Source organism: Rania fehmarnensis, from assembly GCF_056494185.1.
Genome location: NZ_CM151398.1, coordinates 6628709 through 6650909, shown reverse-complemented (window position 1 = coordinate 6650909; position 22201 = coordinate 6628709). Strand labels below are relative to the sequence as shown.

13 protein-coding genes are annotated in these 22201 nt (G+C 55.2%); 4 read left to right on the top strand and 9 right to left on the bottom strand.

Features of this window, described 5'->3' with window-relative positions; genetic code table 11:
• Window positions 1–987: 987 nt before the first annotated feature.
• Window positions 988–1419, top strand: coding sequence for a BUD32 family EKC/KEOPS complex subunit (locus SH573x_RS22640; RefSeq protein WP_479350083.1), 432 nt, complete (start codon window positions 988–990; stop codon window positions 1417–1419).
• On the opposite strand, the gene SH573x_RS22635 is transcribed toward SH573x_RS22640, so the two are convergent.
• Together SH573x_RS22635 and SH573x_RS22630 are read right to left on the bottom strand one after the other, a co-directional pair.
• Window positions 1420–6390, bottom strand: a complete 4971-nt coding sequence (locus SH573x_RS22635; RefSeq protein WP_479350082.1) for a peptidoglycan DD-metalloendopeptidase family protein — start codon at window positions 6388–6390, stop codon at window positions 1420–1422.
• 45 nt (window positions 6391–6435) lie between these two features.
• Entirely contained in the window at window positions 6436–7773 is a 1338-nt protein-coding gene (locus tag SH573x_RS22630) for a methyltransferase domain-containing protein (protein ID WP_479350081.1), read from the bottom strand.
• 321 nt (window positions 7774–8094) lie between these two features.
• Between SH573x_RS22630 and SH573x_RS22625 the strand changes: the two genes are divergently transcribed.
• Complete coding sequence (locus SH573x_RS22625) at window positions 8095–9444, top strand: alpha/beta hydrolase (protein ID WP_479350080.1); 1350 nt, start codon at window positions 8095–8097, stop codon at window positions 9442–9444.
• Window positions 9445–9680: 236 nt separating this feature from the next.
• Here SH573x_RS22625 and SH573x_RS22620 read toward each other — a convergent pair whose 3' ends face one another.
• The 3 genes from SH573x_RS22620 to SH573x_RS22610 all read right to left on the bottom strand — a co-directional run bounded on the left by SH573x_RS22620 (window position 9681) and on the right by SH573x_RS22610 (window position 15811).
• Window positions 9681–12821: an efflux RND transporter permease subunit gene (locus SH573x_RS22620; RefSeq protein WP_479350079.1), complete on the bottom strand. Its 3141-nt coding sequence runs from the start codon at window positions 12819–12821 to the stop codon at window positions 9681–9683.
• 50 nt (window positions 12822–12871) lie between these two features.
• Window positions 12872–13948: an efflux RND transporter periplasmic adaptor subunit gene (locus SH573x_RS22615; RefSeq protein ID WP_479350078.1), complete on the bottom strand. Its 1077-nt coding sequence runs from the start codon at window positions 13946–13948 to the stop codon at window positions 12872–12874.
• A 93-nt stretch (window positions 13949–14041) separates the two neighbouring features.
• The gene (locus SH573x_RS22610) at window positions 14042–15811 is read right to left on the bottom strand and encodes an MlaD family protein (protein ID WP_479350077.1); all 1770 of its coding nucleotides are present in this window, start codon (window positions 15809–15811) and stop codon (window positions 14042–14044) included.
• Window positions 15812–15960: 149 nt separating this feature from the next.
• On the opposite strand from SH573x_RS22610, the gene SH573x_RS22605 reads away from it, so the two are divergent.
• Window positions 15961–16479, top strand: a complete 519-nt coding sequence (locus SH573x_RS22605) for an ion channel (RefSeq protein WP_479350076.1) — start codon at window positions 15961–15963, stop codon at window positions 16477–16479.
• Window positions 16480–16567: 88 nt separating this feature from the next.
• Here SH573x_RS22605 and carA read toward each other — a convergent pair whose 3' ends face one another.
• Both carA and SH573x_RS22595 read right to left on the bottom strand, forming a co-directional pair.
• Complete coding sequence (gene carA, locus SH573x_RS22600) at window positions 16568–17695, bottom strand: glutamine-hydrolyzing carbamoyl-phosphate synthase small subunit (protein WP_479350075.1); 1128 nt, start codon at window positions 17693–17695, stop codon at window positions 16568–16570.
• 275 nt (window positions 17696–17970) lie between these two features.
• Window positions 17971–18213 carry a hypothetical protein gene (locus SH573x_RS22595; RefSeq protein ID WP_479350074.1) on the bottom strand — a complete coding sequence of 81 codons (243 nt, stop codon included), beginning with the start codon at window positions 18211–18213 and terminating at the stop codon, window positions 17971–17973.
• 442 nt (window positions 18214–18655) lie between these two features.
• Between SH573x_RS22595 and SH573x_RS22590 the strand changes: the two genes are divergently transcribed.
• Complete coding sequence (locus SH573x_RS22590) at window positions 18656–20263, top strand: GumC family protein (RefSeq protein WP_479350073.1); 1608 nt, start codon at window positions 18656–18658, stop codon at window positions 20261–20263.
• 138 nt (window positions 20264–20401) lie between these two features.
• Here SH573x_RS22590 and SH573x_RS22585 read toward each other — a convergent pair whose 3' ends face one another.
• Together SH573x_RS22585 and dnaJ are read right to left on the bottom strand one after the other, a co-directional pair.
• Complete coding sequence (locus SH573x_RS22585) at window positions 20402–20977, bottom strand: nucleotide exchange factor GrpE (protein ID WP_479350072.1); 576 nt, start codon at window positions 20975–20977, stop codon at window positions 20402–20404.
• Between the two features lie 11 nt (window positions 20978–20988).
• Entirely contained in the window at window positions 20989–22140 is a 1152-nt protein-coding gene (dnaJ, locus tag SH573x_RS22580; protein ID WP_479350071.1) for a molecular chaperone DnaJ, read from the bottom strand.
• Between the last annotated feature and the right edge of the window lie 61 nt (window positions 22141–22201).

The following is a 22201-nucleotide window of genomic DNA, read 5'->3' as shown; positions in this document are numbered from 1 at the left end:
TTAAGCGAGAGAGCAAGCGCATCAGGTCAGTGAACTCTACACCCTGCAAAATCTGCGCAACCGTCGGCGCTGCAAGTGGAGCAGTTGTTTTACGTAGCCCGCGGGATCTTTGTCAGCTATGTCGATTGCTCCGGTCTCTGGAGAAATGTTAAGGTCACCTCTCCAAGGCTTTGCCTTGGCGTAGCCGATCTCGCCAGAGATTGGACGTTGATTGGTAACGCGTCCAAAGTCTGGCGACTTCGGCTACGGCAGAAGTCTTGCCTAGCGCCCTGCCCCCTCCCGCAGACGAAGGCTGAACGCCTCGTCTGCGACCTCCCCCGCGACGCGGGGGAGGTGACAGTCACCTCTCCAAGGCTTTGCCTTGGGGAGGTCGAATCGAGCCGTAGCGAGATTCGGGAGGGGTCTGGGCGCACTAGCCGATCTCACCAGAGATTGGACGTTGATTGGTAACGCATCCAAAGTCTGGCGACTTCGGCTACGGCAGAAGTCTTGCCTAGCGCCCTGCCCCCCTCCCGCAGACGAAGGCTGAACGCCTCGTCTGCGACCTCCCCCGCGACGCGGGGGAGGTGACAGTCACCTTTTCAAGGCTTTGCCTTGGGGAGGTCGAATCGAGCCGTAGCGAGATTCGGGAGGGGTCTGGGCGCACTAGCCGATCTCGCCAGAGATTGGACGTTGATTGGTAACGCGTCCAAAGTCTGGCGACTTCGGCTACGGCAGGAGTCTTGCCTAGCGCCCTGCCCCCTCCCGCAGACGAAGGTTAAACGCCTCGTCTGCGACCTCCCCCGCGACGCGGGGGAGGTGACGTCGCCCCCTTCTCAGAGGGCAATTTTCGTCAGAGGCGCTCTGATCGTGATACTGGACGTGCAATTGTCGGCTGGCCCAGTACGCGGCTTGACACGTGGTGGGGTACGACAAGCTACGTTGACCGGGGCGAGGGTAGCCGGCGGGCTGCCGCTGCGGGACTGATTGGGGCCACAGGTACCGGCAATGCACAAGTTGAAAGATACAGAACGTTCGCGAGTCTGTTTGACCTACGACGGTAAAGTGGTCAAACAGTACCGAGGCCACCAGGCCAGACAGCGAATGGAAAACGAAGTGCGGATTCTCGAGCATTTGGCGCGAGTAGCGTGTCCCTTCGTGCCGCGCTTGTTGACGGTCAATCGCCGCGAACTGGAGATTGTGCTCACCGCCTGCGGTGTCGCTGCTACACACGTCAGTCCCCAGAAGCTCAATCAGCTTTTCCGTGAGCTGCGCGAGTACGGGGTTCAGCACGATGATGCCGAACTCCGCAATATCACCTACGATGCTCGCGCAGGCCACTTCTACATCGTCGATTTCGAACTGGCTCGCCTGGTGGATGAACTAGAACGCACTTTCGACAACTTAGACGCGTTGCTCAACTCTGAACTCAGCGACTGATCATGTGTTCCGTTTTCTAAGACGCTCGATAATCTCCAAGTCCATCGCCAGTTCGCCTTCGCTGCTAACTTGAGAATTCAAAAAGTTGATAACCAGTAAAGCGTCGATCGGAGACAGGAACCCATCACCGTTGGTGTCATAGTAGCGCGGCGGGTCGAATGGATTGGGTAGCGTATCGGGCAACTCGCGCGGACCTTCGGTATTCAGCGAATTAATCAGGAGCAGTGCATCCAGCGGAACTACGAACGAGCTGTCGTCCACATCCAGCGAGTTGCGAGGATTCTTCCAGGGCGTGAGTGATTCATCGTCGCGAACCTCTAGCGACACTTCAGCCGACTCATATCCACTGGACTGAATTTTGATCAGGGTGGTTTGGTCGGCATCTAGCAATTGGTCATTCACAATGGTGATCACGAAACCAACGCTCGACTGACCGGCTGGAATTGTGACACTAGCCGGTACGGTCGCCGCGCCCTGTTCGGTGCTGGATAGCTGCACAGTCAGGGCTGCCTGGATATCGCTATTGCCGCGCGTGATGGTGCCTGCAACCTGGCCAGCGTTCTCCAGAACACTGACACTGTCCAGCTGAACTGTCAGCGTTTCAAAATCGGAGACGCGCGTGCTGGTGCTGGCGCTCTCGTATCCGGTTGCCTGCACAGTAACAAACACTAATTGCGATCCATCCAGCAAATCATCATCGACGGCTGTGACATCGAACACAACCGACTCCTGCCCAGCCGGAATGGTCACACTGGTGGGCACGCTGGCTGCCGATGGATCGCTGCTGATGATAGACACCGTCAAGGGCAGATCGATATCGGTGTTGTTGCGCATCACGGTGGCCTTGGCCAGGCCATCTTGCTCGGATATCTCAACTAAATCGATGGCGACCGACAGAGTTTCGTAGTCGGTTACCTGAATCGATTTGGCAGAATCAGGATAGCCGGCCGCTTGGGCTGTCAGCGTCACCGATTGCACTCCATCCAACAGTGAATCGTCGATGGCGCTCAGCTGAAAGTCGAAAGCCGATTGTAGCGCTGGGATCGTGACAGTGGCAGGATACGTCACTTCAGAGTCATCATCGATGATCAGAGTCACTACCAGCGCCTGATCGGTATCGACATTCCCTCGGCTGACCCGCGCCGTGGCCACTCCACCATTCTCTGATATCGATCCGTCAACAATCGACAGGGTCAGTTCTTCTGCATCGGTGACTTGGATCGATGTTGAAGTGGATTGGTATCCGCTGCCGCTGACCGCTATGGAAACCTCTTGTGAACCGTCCAGCAGCGCGTCATCAACAGCGAAGATCGGAAAGGTGGCTGAGGATTGTCCGGCTGCAATGGTCACGCTAACAGGCACATTCGCTTCGGATGTGTCGCCGCTTACTAAATTTAGCACCACCGACTGCGCTAAATCGGTGTTGTTGCGGCGAATGGTGCCCGTCGCAGTGCCGCTTTTTTCGCTCATATTCGCTCGGTCGATCGACAAGCTGAGCGTTTCGACGTCCGTAACCGAGATGGCAGCAGTGGCGGTTGAATAACCTGTGGATTGCGTAGTAATCACGACCGATTGCGTGCCATCGAGTAGGTTGTCATCGACGGCTTCTACTTGAAACTCGACGCTGGGCTGGCCGGCTGGAATAGTGACCTCGGCAGGCACAGTGAGCTCCGACAGATCGCCACTGGTCAGTTGCACAACCAGCGGTAGATCCAAATCGGTATTCAGACGTCGAAGCGTGACTGTGGTGATGCCGTCAAGCTCTGGGATACTGGATAGGGCCATATCCAACTGCAGCTCTTCCGCATCAGCCACGCTCACATTGGCTAAACCATCGGCATATCCGGCAGCCGACGCAGTTAAAGCCACAGTTTGCAATCCATCCAGGATCGCATCATCAACGGCCATGACTTGGAAACTGACTGAGGCCTGATTGGCAGGTATGGTCACTGATTCAGGTACGGTAGCTTCGCTGATGTCCGCGCTTTGAAGACTTACGACTAATGGCTGTGTGTTATTGAAATTGCTGCGTGAAAGTGTGGCCGTAGCGACACCGTTGCGTTCGCTGATCGTCGGGGTATTCAAGATAATACTTAGAGATTCCGCATCGAGCACAGTGATAGTCTGTTGAGCGCTAACATAACCACTGGCGCTGGCGGTGATGCGTACGACTTGGGGATTCTCGAGCAAAAAGTCATCAACTGCCGTGACCGTAAAATTAGCAGAGGATTGGCCCGCAGGAATAGTGACACTCGCTGGCACGGTAGCTTCGGTCAGGTCGTCGCTGAGGAGGTTGACCGTTAAGGCTTGTGTAAGGTTGGTGTTGTTACGCCTGACCGTGGCCGTGGTGGATCCACCTTGCTCGCTTATTTCGCTGACTTGAAAACTCAGGGCGAGTGTTTCGTAGTCGCTGACCAGCAGGCTAGTAGTATTGCTGGCGTAACCAGTCGCCGAAGCAGAGAGCAAAACCGTTTGAGTACCGTCGAGCAGATTATCATCCACGGCCGTGACGCTCGCGGTAGCCACGGCAACTCCGGCCGGAATGACGATACTTGCGGGCACCGTCGCTTCCGTGGTGTCGCTACTGGATAGATTGACCACCAGCGGCTCGTTGATATTGGAATTTGTCCGACGAACAGTGAGCGTAGTTGTGCCGCCGTTTTCGCTGATCGATATGTCTGTCAGTTGCAATTCAAAGCTGCCTGCATCCACAATGTTCAACTCGGCGGTTCCAGTTTTATAGCCTGAAACATTGGCCGATACCGTTACCACAGTGGTTCCTTCCAGGACGGAATCGGGAATGGCTGTGGCCGTGAAGCTGGCAGACATCTGGCCGGCTGGAATAACGATCGAGCTCGGCAAATCTAGCGCGGTCGCATCGGAGCCAGACATGGTCACCGTTAGTGGTAACCAGGTCTCGGTGAAACTACGCGTAACGGTAACAGTCGTCGATCCACCCGCTTCATCGATGGTGTTGGGCGCGAATGATACGGCCAAGGCCGGGGCGTCTTCCACGTCGATCGTGTTAATCGCAGCATCGAAACCTGCCGCTGTTGCCCGCAGAGTTACGATTTGAGTTGGATCCATCAAACCATCATCAATGGTATTGATGAAGAAATTCGTCCAGTCCGATCCAGCGGGAATCGTCACGCTCTGCGGTGTAGTCAGTTCGGTGAGATCGCTGCTGGAGAGATTGACCGTGAGTGCCGACGTCGTGGGCCCAGTGCGACGCACATTGGCGATAACTTGCCGACCCTCGACTGCGTGCCGCAGGCCAATGCCCAGCGACAAATTAGGAGCCGTTGATTGAACGAATCCGTCGACTGAAAAATTGTATTCCGCTTCGTCTACATCGTTGGAGTAGATGCGCACCTGTCCAGCGTGGTAGCCAGCTGTGGTGGTCGTCATACCAACTGTGAATAGTTCGCCGACGCCTGGGGCCAGCGTACTGGATACTCCGCTGACCAGCGTAAAGCCTTCGGGCACCTCTATGCGGTTGACGAGTAAGGGTGCGGTGCCATGGTTGACCAGGCGAAAGGTCTGAGTCGGGACAACTGCGTTGACAGTGACTTTGCCAAAATCGTAGGGCGTTGAGCGCTGGTCCAGCACAATACGTTGCGGGTCCATCTCTTCCACCCGCGCTTCTGGACCTCCCGTAGCACTGACCACAAAGCTAACCGTCTTGAGGACCCGAGTGCCGATACGAAAATCGACGGACCAAGTACCCAGAGCTGCGTTGGCTGGCAGGTTGGTAAAGTAATACCAATAAGAACTGGAGTAGTCAGCCGGAACGGTGAGGTTGATAGTTGAGAAGGTCGAACCATCGGGCCGTTTGTAGTGTGCTTGAATAACATCGTTTCGCCGAGCGCCGGACATAACAATCCACGCATACACACGCTCGCCTGGGCTAAACTCGCCGACGTCCGATGAACGTTCGCCCAAGTGATTCAGGAGGTCATAATTGGTAACGCCCGCATCGGTGATACCCTGCAGGTCCAGCACGTGGGGCAGTGGATCGATCCAATATGCATTGGGATCCAGAAAGGTCTCTACAGCCAGCCCTTGATAATAAACGGCGAAGTGCAAGTGTGTGCCCGTAGAGTTGCCCGAACTGCCTTCCATGCCAATGACTTGACCTCGCTGCACCTGCTGTCCAACTTTTACATGCACTGAGTCTCGACGCATGTGGTAGTAGTAGGTGATCAGTCCGCCGCCGTGATCGACAGCGACAAAGTTGGCTGGTCCACCTGGGACAATGTTGCCGAGCGTACCCCGATTGCGATCAAAGTTGCCATCGACCGCTTGGATGATCGTCCCCGAGGCGGCGGCCACGATCTCGATGCCTTCGTCCATCGCAGCGTTGTTGGAGCCGCCCGTATCAATCGCATCGTGTCCATTGTAGCTGTGAGGTCCGCCGCTGACGTCGCGAACACCGGCCGTGGGATCCAAGTCGTTATAGTTGGTCAAAGTTAAGTCTTCGCCAACCCTTCCGTTTTCAGGCCACACAAACTTTTCCGCCAAGACAATGGATACCGGTGTAAATGTAAATGAGAACGTGTTGTCTGTTTCGTTGGTCTCATTGACGCTGCTCCCCGAATCTACTTGCACTTCGACGGTATGCAGCCCGCCATTTTCGGCATACCAGCCGACATGAATTGCGAACCAAGAACCGAAGGCTAACCCCTGGCCCCAAGTTATGTCGGTATGGGACAGCTCGACACCCTGAACTTTAAACGACAGCGTATAGTTGGCATTACCTGCCAGGGCTTCAGTGTTGAAGTCCATGCGGACGCTAATCTTCTGTCCAATGACAGGCTGGGCAATCGGGTTTCGATTGCCATCGACCAAAGATGCACTGGTGATTTGCAGATTGGCGAGCAGCCGCCGATCTTCGAGCCCTTCCAGGGTAAGCCGTCGCCGATGGTTGCTAAGACGTTTTGGATTACGCCGCCAATTGAGAGGGGATCGCATGACATTACCTTAAAGACTCATCTTTGGCGCGACACCCATTGTGAGTTACTCGCCACGCCGACAATAAATTAACAAACCAATCACGGGCCGATCGGCTTCTTGCCGCAATACTTCTGGCTGGATTTGAATCTCTTTAAATCCAGCCGCGGACAACCAGCTGATAACTTGCTCACTACTGTGGGCATAGCGCCCACTGGGACAAAGCCGATACGGAGTGCTTGTCCGTTTGTCACTGTCTTCTTCCAGCGTGAAGACGAATTGTCCACCAGGCTTGAGGGCTTGCCATATACAACCAAAGACGGGCGACAAGTCACCAAAGTAGTTTAAAGTATCAGCCGAAACAACCCAGTCGAACTGCCTAGAACAAGTTGTGAGGTAATTGGTGAGTTCCATATGAACTAGTTTGTCATACACATTTAACAGTTTGGCTCGTTCGAGCATTCCTGCGGAAAGATCCACGCCTACTAAACATTTAGATATGGCGCGCAAGGCAGGGCCACATAAACCGGTTCCACAACCGGCATCGAGCACCTGGAGGTTGTTTCTGGTTTCATGCCAAACGACCTGGGCAATTAGCTGCGGCGCACGATACTCCAAGCGGGCCAGGTCTTCATCGAATTGCTGGGCAAACTGATCGAAAACTTGGGCAACATATTGATCGCTCGCGCGGCCGGGAGCCGTCTCTTGACCTAGCGCCGCCGCGATATGTTGGGCAGTTGGGTTATCCGGCTGTGCCAGTAACCAGGCGCGGGCCGCCTCGGCTGCCTCGCCCAGGCGACCAGTACGACGGAGAATGGCGACACGTTGGCGATGCAGTTGGGGGGCGCACTGAGTACGGGCCAGTCCGCGCTCTAAAACGGTGAGGGCCTGTGCACTGCGTTCAAGTTTCTGATAACTGCGAGCCAACGCGGCGTACAGTCGACTATCGTCTGGGTCGATGTCGATCGCTTGCTGAAAACAGACGACCGAAATTTCGTAACGTTCCATGGCCTGTAGCACGGTGCCCAGCAGTCCGAAAACTGAACTGTCAGTGGGCTGCAGCGCCCGGTAAGTGCGCAACGCGGTCTCGGATTCACTGAGCCGCTGGGCATTGAAGCATAAGCTGCCCAAGTCTTTCCATGCGGCCGCATAATTCACGTTGAGCTGAGTGCATTGTTGCAGGCGAGTGATCGCCTCATCGATCCGTTTCTGCTTCGACGCCGCCACCGCCGCCAAGTGCAAGGCCTCGACCCGCTTGGGCTGCGCCGAGAACAATTCCAACGCGATCGTTTCAGCTGTGTGAAAGTCGTAGGACACGAGATGCTGCACAGCCTGGGCCCAGAGCGACTCGGCGGAGTCAGGTGGATTGGGGCGCTGCCTGCGCCGACGAGGAGGACCTGGCATGATCGAGTTTCTATTTGAAAAAGGGAACCTAAAGTTTACCCTTGGCCTGAGAGGTTACACTATAGGCTGTTTGACTCGGCCGAGCACGTAGACGCACCCGCGTGCTTAGAGAGATCGTACAGCTTTTTAACCCGTTGCAGCGAAACTATTTGTGTGGTGCATTCTGCTGCAGACACTTCCACTTCGGTAACGAGCCCCCCTCCCGGAGCCTAGCTTAAAGCTGGCTCCGACCTCCCCCAAGCAAAGCTTGGGAGAGGTGACATAAAGCCCTCCGTACAACTGACTTAAAAGCTGTACGATCTCTAGACAAATGAGGTAACCATGAACCCACTCCGTTTTTGCTCAACCTGGATGCTCTTGGCAGGCTGGTGTTGCATAGCAACCGCGCAAGATCCGCAGCGCGTCACCAAACTTTCCGAGCAGGCCAGCTCCATTACCCAAGCCCTGGACCAAGCCAAGTGGGATGAGGTCCTCGAGCACTTCGATAAGACCATGAAGTCGGCGCTGCCGAAAGATGCCCTCGTTAAGACTTGGGGCGGGATTAACAAACAGTTCGGTTCGCTCAAATCGATTGCCGGTACGCGGCATGCGAAAGCCGACAAGTATGACGTGGTTTTGGTGACGTGTGAATTCGAACGTGGCCGAATGGATCTGAAACTGGTGTTCGATGCCGACGATCATGTGGCCGGGTTGTTCTTGTTACCTGCAGGCAAATACACGCCTCCGGCGTACGCCAAGACCAAAGAAGTCTCCACGCGCGAAGTATCGATCGGTCGCGGACTACTAAACTTACCTGGCACAGTCATGTTGCCCGCGGGCGCCAGTAGCGAACAACCAGTAGCGGCGGTCGTGCTGGTGCATGGCTCGGGTCCGCAGGATCGAGACGAAACGATTGGACCCAACAAACCGTTTCTCGACTTGGCGTATGGCCTGGCTTCACAGGGTGTCGCCGTGTTGCGTTACGAAAAACGCACCAAACAATTCGCCACCGTGATGGCCATGCAAGCCAAGAAGTTGACTGTCAAGGAAGAGACGATCGATGATGCGGTGGCCGCGTTTGAACTATTGAGACAGCAGAAAGCGATTGATCCCAAGCGAGTCTATATTTTGGGTCACAGTCTGGGCGGTAACTTACTGCCGCGCATCGCTGCCCTCACTCCACAGGCAGCCGGTTACATCGGTCTGGCCGCATCGGCTCGCCCGCTTGAAGACCTGGTCTTGCAACAAACTGAAGAAATTCTGGCTAGCAGTCAACCCAGCGCGGAAGAGCAAGCGGAACTGGAGAAGCTGAGGGCTCAAGTGGCTAAAGTCAAATCCAACGAGTTAACCGCCGACACTCCTGCCAGTGAATTGCCACTTGGTATCCCAGCCGCCTACTGGCTCGACCTACGCGATTACCAGCCGGCAGAACAAGCCAAGCAGATGACCGCTCCACTCTTTTTGGCGCAAGGTGGTCGCGACTATCAAGTCACCGACGACGATTGGAAACTTTGGCAAGCCGCGCTCAAAGACAAATCCAATTGCACTTTGAAGTTGTATGAAAACTTGAACCACCTCTTCATGCCCGGCCAAGGCCGCAGCCAGCCGTCTGAGTACACCCGCGAAGGCCACGTCGATGAACAGCTAATCAAGGACCTGGCAGCCTGGATCGTTAATCCCTCCAAGGCTTAGCACTTTGGAGTGCGGTACTTTAGAGTGCGGTGCCAACTGGCGGTACGGTTGGGTTATCACATCAAAGCTACGGCTACGCCGCAGCACTCCAAAGCGCAGTCCAATGGTTTGCAGATACTTGATTAAAGGGTGCTGAGCGGCTGGGGACAGCCGCTCTACACCAAGGCTGCCGCCTTTGGAGTGCGGTGCCATCTGGCACCGCTTTGATGTAAGTAGAGTCTCCCGCGCGAAGCTGGCTACGCGCGATTCGAACTCTCCAAGGCGAACTCTTGAATAGGTGATGTGTCCATCTCTTCACTGCTCAACCCATCAATTGGCAGGTCGAGATCTGCCTCTTCATGATCAGCCAAGGTGGCTCGATGCTGCGCAGCTAAGATCAAGTACAGAGCTGGTACTACAAACAGCGTAAAGATAGTTCCGATCGCCATTCCGGCCACTAGCACAATGCCGATACTATTGCGAGCTTCGGCACCCGGACCAGTGACCAACACCAGCGGGTAGTGACCACAGACAGTTGCAACCGAAGTCATCAGAACCGGTCGCAAGCGCGTTTGTGAGGCTTCGCGGATCGCTGCCAGTTTGTTGTAACCGGATTCCTGAAGGTGATTGGCAAACTCAACGATCAGGATACCGTTCTTGGCAACCAGACCGACCAACGTGATTAGTCCTACTTGCGAATAGATATTGATCGTGGTCAAGCCCAAGAACGTCAATACTAAGGCACCGGAAATTGCTAATGGCACCGAACCCAAGAGCACAATCAAGGGATCGCGGAACGAATGAAACTGGGCTGCCAGGACCAGATAGATCATGACCAGTGCAAACCCAAGAGTCACAGTCAGGGCTGAGCTTTCTTGGCGAATCTGACGCGACTCCCCGCCATAGTCCAACGTGGCTGAAGGACCAAGCACGTCGCGGGCAATCTCCTCCATCGCGTCGATGCCTTTTTCTTTGGTCACACCCGGGAGCACACCGGCAAAGACACGCAGCGAACTCTGCTGCTGAAACTTGGTCAACGTACGCGGAGCCGTCACGGGCTCAATCGTGGCAAAGTTGGAGACAGGAATCAGTTCACCGGCAGGCGTCCGAATCTTTAGATCCATCAACGAGCCGGCCGACTGTCGATCGACTTCAGCCAGTTGCGGTATCACCTGGTATGAACGATTGAAGTAGTTGAAGCGATTGACATAACCACCGCCCAGCAACACGCCCAACTCCTGGGCTACTGCGGCCAGGTCCATATTCAAATCGGCCACACGCTCGCGATCGACCGTCACGCGGGCTTGAGGTAAGTCCAACTTCAAATCGGTATCGGAGAACATAAACAGGCCAGTCGTTCTGGCTCTGGCAGTGATCTCCGCGGCCAGGTCAGCCAATTGCTCTGGAGGCTGATCACTCTTGACGATTAGCTCGACGTCGTACTGACCTGCTCCAGGCAGTGGGGGAATCAGGATCGGAAAGGGTTCAATGCCTGGAACTTTGGAAACGATACCGAACACTTCGGGAAACATTTCGGTAGTGCTACGCGTACGTTCACGAAAATCTTTGGTGATGATGCCGCCAAAACCTGAGTTGGCACTTACCAGTGCCCACATGTATTTCGATTCAGGCAACTCGGTCAAGCGCCCCGAGACATCTTGAGCCCACTTGGTAGTTGATTTGAGCGTAGCATCCGGTGCTGCCGACATGAATACAGCGATCGCACTTTGATCTTCGACCGGGGCCAATTCTTTGCCACTGAACATATACAGCGGAGCAGCAGCCAAGGTGATCAACAAAGTGGCCACAACTATGGCCCAGCGAAGCTCGAGGGCTATGCCCAGACAATACGTGTAGAGGCGACGAACCGTTTCAAATCTTGCATTGACGAAACGCGTCAACCAACTTTCTTTGCCCGAAGGATGGACCATTTTGGCACTCATCACCGGCGACAAAGTTACGGCCACCACGCCGGAGACGACGACTGCGGCTGCCAATGTAAAGGCAAACTCACGGAAGAGCATGCCGGTCAGTCCACCTTGGAATCCAATCGGCGCATAGACCACTGCCAGCGTGACTGTCATGGCAATGATCGGACCGACCAGTTCACGAGCCCCCACCAGCGCAGCTCTGGTGCGTGTCATACCCGATTGCACGTGACGCTGAATGTTTTCGACGACGACGATGGCATCGTCGACAACCAAACCCACGGCCAACACAATCGCCAATATTGTTAACAGGTTCAAGGAGAATCCCATCAACATCATCAGTACGGTTGCGCCGATAAGCGAAACGGGCATGGCAATCAGTGGCACCAGGGCAGTTCGCAACGATCCCATAAACAAAAAGACCACCAGCCCCACGATACCGATCGTTTCAGCCAGGGTGTGCGAGATCTCGGTCAGCGCGTCTTCCATGAATTTGGTGGCATCAAAGGCCAACTGCATATCGATATGCGCGGGCAGAGTGGGCCGTAATTTCTCCAGCTCCAATCGCAGTTTGTGGGCCACGTCGATTTCGTTGCTGCCGGGCAGTGGCCATACCGAAACATAGACCGCTTCCTTGCCACCATACATGGCCGTGGCCATCGGCTCTTCCGAACCCAGTTCGATACTGGCCACATCGCGCAGGCGAGTGATCGCGCCGTCGCGCTGCGAGACGATCAGGTCCTTGAACTCGTCGACTGTTTTCAAGTCGGTGTTGGTCAGCAGATCAATTTGCACAGCATCATTACGCACGCGACCGATGGCGGCCAGGTAGTTGTTACGCTGCAGTGCCGTGTAAACATCGCCAGGCGTGAGATTCAGTTCGCTCAGCCGATAGGGTGAAATCCAGATGCGCATCGCAGGGGCCTGGCCCGCTTCAATGCCCACGCGTTGCACGCCCGGCAAGATAGACAACTGCGGTTGAATGTTGCGGTTGAGCCAATCGGTTAGGGCGGAGATATTCAGTTTGTCGGAGGTGAAACTGATATAGAACGAAGCGTACGGTCGGTCGGCACGCTGCAGTTCGATCTGCGGCGGTTCAGCTTCGGTCGGTAACTGGCGCCGCACTTGTTGCAAACGCGCGTTGACTTCGGCCAGCGCTTGCGTGCTGTCATGATTGAGTTTCAAGCGGACCGTGATGACGCTAGCGCCGGCGGTCGAGGCAGACTCGATGTAATCGATGCCCGCAATCGACGACACCGCTTGCTCGATAGGCGTCGTCAAGAAACCACGTACTGCTTCGGCGCTGGCACCGATGTAATACGTGGTGATCAGGATCGAAGTGCTCTCCAGCTTGGGATACTGCTGGATCGGCAACATGAACATGGCCCGAAAACCAATCAGCACGATGGCTAGATTGACCACGATGGCCAGAACGGGCCGACGGATGAATATATCGGTAATGCTTCGCACGCAGCGTTTTCCTGAGATAGATGTATAGTTCGATCAGCAGCAGCCGCGCACTACGGAGCGAACTCCACCAATGCACCTTCGCGCAACTTAAACGAGCCTTCGGCCACGACCTGGTCGTCGGGCTGCAGGCCATCGAGGATACTTACTCGCTGGCCTACACTCTGGCCTACGTTAACAGTTCGAGCTTGAGCTCGTGGTTTATTCTCTTGGTCGTTTTCGGCCACGTACACAAAGGTGTTCATCGGTGCGCGACGAATGGCTTCGGCAGGCACCGACATCGTCTTTAGTTCGGGTCCATAGTCAACAACGACGCGCACCGAGTCGCCCGGCCGCAGTTGAGGTGGAATCGGTTTGAGCAGAGCGCGGCCCATGAGATTGCGCGACAGTCGATCCGCCCGGGCGTCCAAGGCAATGATCGTCGCCGGGTAGTCTGCAGCTTCATCGACCAACTTGACTTGATGACCAACACGCACAGTATCTGCGACGTGCTGGGGAATCATAAAATCGATGTGCACAAAGTCATCGGCGCTTTGCAGGGTGGCGATCTGAAAACCACTGGGCAAAAATTGACCTAGATGCGTATTGCTCAGGCCAACGCGACTTTTGAAAGGTGCCGTGAGCGTCTTGCGGGCAATGACCGCTTTCAGCTGTTCGACTTGGGCATTGGCTTGATCATAAAGCGCTTGAGCTTCTTCAACCTCGGCGGCAGTCACCGCATCAGACGAAGCGGCTTTCAGCATGCGACTCAAGGTCGACTTGGTCAGCCGCACGCGTGCCTCCGATGCCAGCAGCTCGGCCTGTTCAACGCTGGTGTCCAATTCAACCAACACTTGACCTGCTTCGACCATTTCGCCTGATTCAAAACCCAAGCGACGCACCGTGCCCGCCACTTCGTTGCTCAGCGTAATCGATTGCGGCGCTAGCACTGTACCGATGACAGTCGTTTGCAAGCGATAAGCCACCTCGGTGATGTCCGCCCTACGGACGACGATGGAAGGTTCCGGCGGTGGTGGTAGCGCAGCGGCCGCTTGATTCATTGCGTATTTGGTATAGGCAATCGCGGCCCCCACTCCAATAACGGCGGCTACCAAGACAATTGAGCCTACTATTTGATCGCGAGTTCTCATGGAACTTGGAAAGCCTTTGGCTGATTATGGAGATACTGGACAATCGTCCATCTATGGTAACTGCCTGGGTAGAAAGTCTCTAGATGAAAGTGCTTACTTGCCGCCGGCCACAATCCAACGATTGTTAAGACTGATTAATAAACCCAGAAGTTCACCTGAAGCTGTATCAATCACTGCCGAACCTTCAAGCGACTTGTGTAAAGGCATCGCTTCATTAATCTCAATCACACCTGCGGAAGAAACCGCAGCTCTGGATGCGTTTAAGGGCAAGGGCTCGCTCATCTCAGGATTGACCACCAGGAGCGGGCTCTTGCCACTCCAACTTTGCTTGGCAATTCTTTGGCGCGGCCATAGCGGCAAACTCAAACCAGCGGGAATGGCCACGGTGGCAATCGGACCTTGAGGGTTACTTTCAGGCGGCGTAAACGGTTCGGAACGACCACCGATCTCTAGATTGAAAGGCACCTTGGCATCTGCTGCCGATTTCAGAAAGCTAGCGGGCACCCAAGCTTGATTGCCTTCCAGCGGCAGGCACCAGCTCTGTACACTTCTGCGTCGACTGAATCCCAAAAACGAAGCTTGCCAACTGGCTGCCATCCGCACGACGCGCGGCAGTGGCTGCCGGTCCGATTGTGCTGACCAGGGCCCCGTGGCAATGTGCGGTTCCCATGACAACCAATCCGCATCTGCTTTATCGGCTAGTCCAAAGCGATAACCAGTGACCACTTTATCGCCCGGTGGATCGGGTGTCGCGAACGATACGCCACCACGCAGCCAAGAGGTAAACGAATCGACCGATAAGTTTACGCCCGCCAAGTTAGCATCGACCTTGATTCCACCGGTCGACCACCACACGCTGTTGTTGCGTACCAGGTCGGCATACTCGGGCTCGATAATGATCTGCACACTCACGCTCGCGCCATCAGAGGCTAAAGAAACATCGGCCACGCGTCCGACTTCCAGACCGCGATATGTAATTGGGGCTCCTCGAACCAGACCATGGCGCTGCCGCGCCTCCAGTTCCAACTCCAACGAACCTTCGCGGCGTGTCAGCGGTGGTGCTTCGGCCAGTCCTACAAACTCAGTGGCCGCTTCGGACTTACCCAGGGGTGGTTCGATAGCGATGTACCTGCCAGCGATGAGTGTATCGAGTCCGCGAACTTCGCTGATGTCCAGTCGCGGCCGTTCGATCCAGAACTGAGAACCACTGCGGGCCAGTTCTTGAGCGGTTCCGACCAGGCGGATACCAACCCACACCGACTCGAGTTGTTCCGATAAATCCACAAAGGTGACTTCGCCTACATCGATCCCCAAGTAACGCACAGGATCGCCGGCCGACAGACCTTCGCCGGCTGGGAAACGCACGCGGACATCGACCGAGTCGCGCTCCGACATGCCCAGTGGATTTTCTTGACCTTCAAACTCCGATTGGTGCTTGCCCTGAGGATCACCGGGAATGGCGCCCACATATTTCGCACCAATGACTGTATCGAGTCCCGTGACCTGGCCAAGTCTCAAACGCGGACGTTCGATCCAGAATCGACTGCCTTCAACTGCGATGCGCCGATGTTCAGGCATCAACTCAATTTGCACATCGATGCCTTGCATGTTCTCGGTCAGATGGACAGCTTTCACAGCCCCCACGTCGATGCCGCGATACCGCAAGGTATCCCCCGGTTTGATTCCATGACCTTCGCGAAAGTGCACCACAATCTTCTCGCCCGGTGCACGAAGAGCACTGAGCGATACACCGAGGGCCAGCAGCGCACATAACCCGGTCAGCCACCAAAGTCGCGTCCGCCAACGTCTGGCGGCAACTTGCCCGCTAGGCCGCACTGCGGCTTGAGGTATATCGATTGTCATAATATCCGTTTCGGGCGTATTGAGTGCTGAAGAATAATTTGCGATAAGTTGGCACGGCGATGTATTATTGTCTCCTTTCGCTCCGCGAAAGGCAAAGCGGTACAGCGGGGAAGCCAAAGCTTGCCTTTCGCGGAGCGAAAGGAGACTATATGCATATTCGCGAACCGCTGGAAATTCTTTTTATTGTGGGGGCCGCCGTCGCGATTCAGTGGGCTCACAATTACTTGGGCTCTAGCCACGCCTGGTGGCTGATTTGGGCTGTCGTGGCCGTGGCCGCTTTCAAGACCGGCTACTATTTCGCCGAAACCTTGTGGCATTTGGTGCAAGCCACTGCCAGCGATTTGCCCTATCATCGCTTTTTGTTGCTCATGGCCTACAACATGGCCGAAGTTACGCTTTCGTTCTCGGTCGACTTCTATTGCCTCAAGCAACTCGATGCGGAGAGTTTCTCGGGGATGGCAAAGGGCTTAGACGGAGCCGAACTGCTGTTCGAGTGCTTCTATTTCAGCGTGCTGAATTTTTCGTTCTTTGGCTACGGCGATATAATTCCGGCCCATATTCCGGCCAAGCTGGTCATGCTGATGGAAGTCATCACCGCGTTTTCGACCGTGATCTTCTTGCTGTCGGACTTTGTCAGCATGAAAGAATCCATGCGCAAGTCCAAGTAGCGGAATGCGTCAAGCATTTCGAACGCTCCGCATCGCGGCGTGAACAGATCAAGACGAAAGCCTTGACGGCTTCCGCTACGGACGGTGATTAATTGAGCTGCGATTGAAACTGATCGAAGAGATACTGGCTGTCGTGCGGACCAGCAGAGGCTTCGGGGTGATACTGGACGCTGAAGGCTTTCAGTTCCTTGTGGGTTACGCCGGCAATTGTGTTGTCATTCAAGTTGCGATGGGTGATACGCAACGTTGAGGGCAGCGAAGCTTCATCGACAGCAAAGCCGTGATTCTGCGAAGTGATTTCGACTTTGCCACTATCGACGTTCAGCACCGGTTGGTTGCTACCGCGATGGCCGAACTTGAGTTTGAAAGTCTTGGCTCCGCATGCCAGGCTGAGCAGTTGATGACCCAAGCAAATACCGAAGACGGGTTTCTTGCCTAGCAGCTCTCGAATGGTTCCGATCGCATACTCCAGCGGCTCTGGGTCGCCAGGGCCGTTGGACAAAAAGATTCCATCCGGATTCAGCTTGAGTACGTCCGCCGCGGTAGCTGTGCCAGGCAGAATGGTGACCTTATTACCACGCTCTGCCAGATGACGCGCGATATTCCACTTCATGCCATAGTCGAGGCACACGATATGTGGATGCTGACCAGTGGAAGCAGTCGGTGGTGTGATGGCTTCTAACTGAAAGAGCCCTTGATCCCAACTGCGTACGCGCTCGGGGATCACTTCACGCACCAAGTCGCGGCCGACCAGGCTGGGGCTTTCGACCGCTTTTTCAATCAGCGAAGCATCATCCAAATCGATCGACGAGATCACGCCTTTGAGCGCACCCTTGCTGCGAATATGACGCACCAAGGCGCGAGTATCGATACCCGCTAGTCCGACGATATTGTTTTGTTTCAGGTAATCTTGCAAGCCGCACTGCGAGCGAAAATTGCTGTGAATGCGACAGCCTTCGCGGACAATAAAACCCGCCACCTGCGGTTTGCCACTCTCAACGTCTACAGGGTTGGTACCGTAGTTCCCAATTTCGGTATACGTCATGGTCACGATCTGACCACGATAGCTGGGATCGGTGAGAATTTCTTGATAGCCGGTCATCGAAGTATTGAAAACAACTTCACCCGACGTTTCGCCTCGAGCTCCGAAAGCTATGCCTTCAAAAATCGTCCCATCTTCCAAAGCCAACTTGGCAACTTCACCGAATTGTGGCAACGTTCAAGACCTCCCAGCCCGTCTGCAAGCGTGTCGTAGATAAACTTGCAAGATTATAGAGGCAGAGGAAGTTTTGCGGAAGGAGCATCGCTCCTCCGTAGCCGAAGTCGCCAGACTTTGGACCCTGTAGCCGAAGTCGCCAGACTTTGGACTCGTAGCGCTAGCGATCAAAGATCCAATCTCTGGCGAGATCGGCTACGAAAATTTGATCCAATCTCTGGCGAGATCGGCTACGAAGACTTGTTCCAATCTCTGGCGAGATCGGCTACGAAAACTTACTTAAATGCGTTTTCGTCGAATTCGGCGAACTCGGCAGGCTGGCCGAAGCCGTCATCGAATCCACCTGCGTCAGCGGGCGCCATTTCTGCGCCCACGCCAGCCATGGCTTGCTGGCTAGCCAACGCTTCTTTGGCAGCTTTCTTGCGAGCCTTGCTTTCTTTCATGGCCACGACGCCAAATGCGACCCACAGGCCAACCATAAACAGAATCCACATCACGGGCCAAAGGATCGCTGGCATGGGTCGTCTATTAAAAAGAAGGTAATTGGGACGTGGAGGTTACTGCTGACAAAGGCACAGGCTGAAAGCCGGAGGCAAAAGCATACCGATCCCTAGCCGTAGCCGAAGTCGCCAGACTTTGGAATCGACAAGCGTGATTCAACCAATCTCTGGCGAGATCGGCTACAAAGTTACACAGGCTGGAAGCCTATGCCACATGCCGCAGCCTTTACACTAGTCGCCTGGGGGCTGTTTCGTCAAGTTTTGTAGCCAAAAGTCGCTGAAACGTTACAATGTGACCGACTTTTCAGATTTCCGACGCCCGAGGTGAGTGCTGCTGAGACTTGACCCTGTGCCCTGATTAAGCTGGACAGAGGTTAGCCGGTAGTGCCAGAAACCACCTCACCACCCCTGAAGAGACTGGTTTCGGCTGCATTCATTACGTCAGTGCACAGGTGAATCCGTGGTTCAAGACAATAACGTGGAATGGTTCGCTTCGCTGAGTATTGGCGAACTGCTGCGTGCAATCTGGCAGCAACGAACGAGCGTAGTTGCCGTAACTCTCGCCATGGCTTTACTATTGGCAGTTGTCGTGTGGCTCTTGCCGGTCAAATACGATTCCGACGCGCAGTTGCTCGTTCGCTTGGGACGCAACACACTTTCCAGCGATCCAACCAGCAGCATCACTCCAACCGTCTCAGTCCAAGAAACCCGCGTTTCTCAAGTCAACTCCGTTAAGGAAATGTTGCAGAGCCGCGCTCTGGCCGAACAAATCGTCGACCAGATTGGGGCGGAAAGAATTCTCGAACCCCATGGCATCGTCGAAACGGCCATGCAAGGTTTGCTGGGGCTGATTCCTTCCGGCGGCGGTGGCGGCAGCGATGATGTCGAAGGTGAATTGACCGGCGAAGAAACCGAAGCTCATCTGCAAAAAGAAGAAGCGATCGCCAAGCTGCAGGACAACATCGAATTCACCACCGCTAAAAACGCGTATACAATCCATGTCCGCGTCCGTTCCGGCTCGCCTTACTTGTCGCAGGATCTTCTGAGCGCTCTGATCGAACAGTACCAGATCTATCACGTTAACGCGTATCGCAACGGCGGCGCGCTGGGCTTCTTTGAAACGCAAACCGACAAAGCGTATACCGAAGCTGTAGCGGCCAAGGAAATGGTGCGCCAAGCCAAAGACGATATGGGCTTGATCGAAATCGAATCTGCTCGAGCCGCCTTGCGGGAACAATTGTCTCAAGCCCAACGGGAGCTCGATCAAGTCGAAGTCGATCTGGCAGCCACCTCTTCTGAAGTCAATCGCTATCAGGTCGAGATGAAGGCCACGCCTGAACGCATTAAACTGGAAACGATCACCGGTATCACGGCCAACACCGGCGATGGCATGCGGCAACAACTCTACGCGCTGGAGGTTCAAGCCAAAGAACTGTCAGCTCGCCTGCGCGAAGATCATCCTCAGCTCCGCGCCGTCCGCGAGCAGCTAGAAGCGGTCACTGCGATCGCCAGCAGCGAACGCAAAGAACAGCCGCAGAATCGCGAAGCCATCAATCCAGTGTATCAGCAACTGGAAATTGCCTACCGGTCAGCTTTAGTACGCAAAGATGGACTGGAAGCTCGTCGCGGTTCCCTCAAGCAACACCTGGTCAACTTGGATGAGAAGATCTTCAAGCTGAACAAGAACGAATTGGATCTGACGAAACTCACCTGGCAAGCCACGTTGGCCGAGAACGTTTATTTACAGAATGCTCAAAGCCGCGACAAAGCTAAGCTGCTCGAGAGTCTCGATAGCGAAGGTCTCAGCGAAATAGCCGTGGTCCAACCCGCCTCGCTGCAACTAAAGAAGGCTAGTCCCAAGCGGTTGATTCTCTTAGTCGCTTCGCTGGTGCTAGCCGGAGGCATGGGCATTATGCAAGCGCTAGTGCGAACACTCATGATCCGCCTGCCTCAACCGCCAGCAGGCCCGATGCATGACGATATTGACCTAACGCCACGCCTGGTTGCTGAATCCACCGGCGAAGAAGTTTCGAACTTCAAATTTCAGATTTCCAACTCTCAAGTCTAAATAGCTACACGTAGCAGCGTCTCTCCGAGACGCTGATTGGTTCACGTAGCAGCGTCTCTCCGAGACGCTGATTTGCCAGTCTCGGAGAGGCTGGCCTACGTGACGAGACGCTGATTTGCCAGCCTCGGAGAGACTGGCCTACGTGAGTTGCGGACCGGTGCTGACGATCACCGAGGCAGGCCGCACGACGCGATCGTGTAACGTGTAGCCAACGGCCACTTCCTGCAATACATGCCCGGCTGGTACATCGGCACTAGGCATTTGCGAAATGGCTTCGTGGAAGTTGGGGTCAAACGGTTGACCGGTCGATTCGATCGGCTTGCAAGCAAACTTGGCCAGCGTGCCAGTCAACTGCTGAACGACCAACTGCACGCCTCCCAGCAACGCGCCGCTGGCGGCTTCGGAGCCCGCTGACTCGGTGGCCCGCTTGAGATTGTCGACGACGTCTAACAAGTCGCGTACCAGCGGCATGTTGGCATATCGCAATTGCTGCTCGGCATCGCGTTGCAGCCGCTTGCGAAAATTCTCCGCCTCAGCATGACTCTTCAGAACCTCGTTCTCGGCTGCTCTCAGTCTGGCAGCCATGTCGATTAAGCGTTCATCGTTGCTGAAGAACTCGTCGACTCCCGAGCCGCTGTCGCCAGCTTCATCGGGTGCTCCACTAGCGGCAGCATTTTCGTCGATGGGATGTTCGGTGGGTTCGGGACGGCTCATGCCTGGCACTCCTACGAAGTCTTAGTCTTGTCCGGGGTATCAGTGGAGGGACGGAAGTGGTTCCACATCCGCTCCAGAAAAGTTTGGCGATGCGGCGTAACGTGTTCGTGTTCGATTTCGGCGAGCTCGCGGAGCAGTTCGGCCTGTCGCGGGTTGAGCTTCTTCGGTACTTCAATAAAGGTCTGGATCAACAGATCGCCTTTGGCACCGGAGTGCGGATCGGGCATACCCAGCCCGCGCATCTGAAACACAGCGCCGCTTTCCGTGCCCGCGGGAATCTCCAAGTTCTTGCGACCATCGAGCGTGGGTATTTCAAATTGTGTGCCAAGCGCCGCCTGGCTATAGCTGAGCGGGACCTGCAAAATCAAGTCGCTGCCATCGCGGCGAAAGATCTTGTGCTGCCTGACGTGGATGAAGCAATATGCATCGCCCGATGGACCGCCATCTGGACTGGGTTGGCCTTCGCCGGGAATACGCACGCGCATGCCATCATCGACACCCGGTGGTATCGCTACTTCCAGCAAGACTTCGCGTGGTTGTAGCCCCGAGCCATCACACTTCTTACAAGGCTTGGAAATGATCCGCTTGCTCCCACGGCATTGTGGGCAAGTCGTTTGCACGCGCAAGATACCGGTAGCCTGGACAACCTGGCCTTGACCGCGACAACGAGGACAGATCTGTGGTTCCGAACCAGCCTCAGCTCCACTGCCACTGCAGGTTTGACATTTGTCGTAACGTGTCAACGACACTTGCTTGCGGGCGCCCTTGGCGGCCTCTTCTAGATCGAGCGTTACGTCGCAACGAATATCGGCCCCGCGGCGCACGCGCGAGCCGCGCGACGAGCCTCCGAAGAAACCTTCAAAGATCGTGCCACTGAACACGTCGCCAAAGGCTTCGAAGATATCGCCCACGTCTTGAAAACCACCGCGGCCATCGACACCGGCATGACCATATTGATCGTAGCGTGCCCGTTTCTCTTGATCGCTCAAGACCTCGTACGCTTCGGCAGCTTCTTTAAACTTGCCAATTGCATCGGCGTCATCGCGATTGGAATCGGGATGGTACTTTAGCGCCAACTTGCGATACGCTTTGGCCAATTCATCCGGCGAAGCCGAACGGCTGACTCCCAATACCTCGTAATAGTCTCGTTTGGTTGCAGCCATATCCTTCGTCCATCGAATCGGTTGATGCAGTCGACATCAACACCAGTGTTTTGCCTATTTG

What these genes read in the sequence shown, in the direction of transcription:
- SH573x_RS22640 (WP_479350083.1), top strand. Translation starts at nt 988, where the DNA reads ATGCACAAGTTGAAAGATACAGAACGTTCGCGAGTCTGTTTGACCTAC.
- SH573x_RS22635 (WP_479350082.1), bottom strand. Translation starts at nt 6,390, where the DNA reads ATGCGATCCCCTCTCAATTGGCGGCGTAATCCAAAACGTCTTAGCAAC.
- SH573x_RS22630 (WP_479350081.1), bottom strand. Translation starts at nt 7,773, where the DNA reads ATGCCAGGTCCTCCTCGTCGGCGCAGGCAGCGCCCCAATCCACCTGAC.
- SH573x_RS22625 (WP_479350080.1), top strand. Translation starts at nt 8,095, where the DNA reads ATGAACCCACTCCGTTTTTGCTCAACCTGGATGCTCTTGGCAGGCTGG.
- SH573x_RS22615 (WP_479350078.1), bottom strand. Translation starts at nt 13,948, where the DNA reads ATGAGAACTCGCGATCAAATAGTAGGCTCAATTGTCTTGGTAGCCGCC.
- SH573x_RS22610 (WP_479350077.1), bottom strand. Translation starts at nt 15,811, where the DNA reads ATGACAATCGATATACCTCAAGCCGCAGTGCGGCCTAGCGGGCAAGTT.
- SH573x_RS22605 (WP_479350076.1), top strand. Translation starts at nt 15,961, where the DNA reads ATGCATATTCGCGAACCGCTGGAAATTCTTTTTATTGTGGGGGCCGCC.
- SH573x_RS22595 (WP_479350074.1), bottom strand. Translation starts at nt 18,213, where the DNA reads ATGCCAGCGATCCTTTGGCCCGTGATGTGGATTCTGTTTATGGTTGGC.
- SH573x_RS22585 (WP_479350072.1), bottom strand. Translation starts at nt 20,977, where the DNA reads ATGAGCCGTCCCGAACCCACCGAACATCCCATCGACGAAAATGCTGCC.
- dnaJ (WP_479350071.1), bottom strand. Translation starts at nt 22,140, where the DNA reads ATGGCTGCAACCAAACGAGACTATTACGAGGTATTGGGAGTCAGCCGT.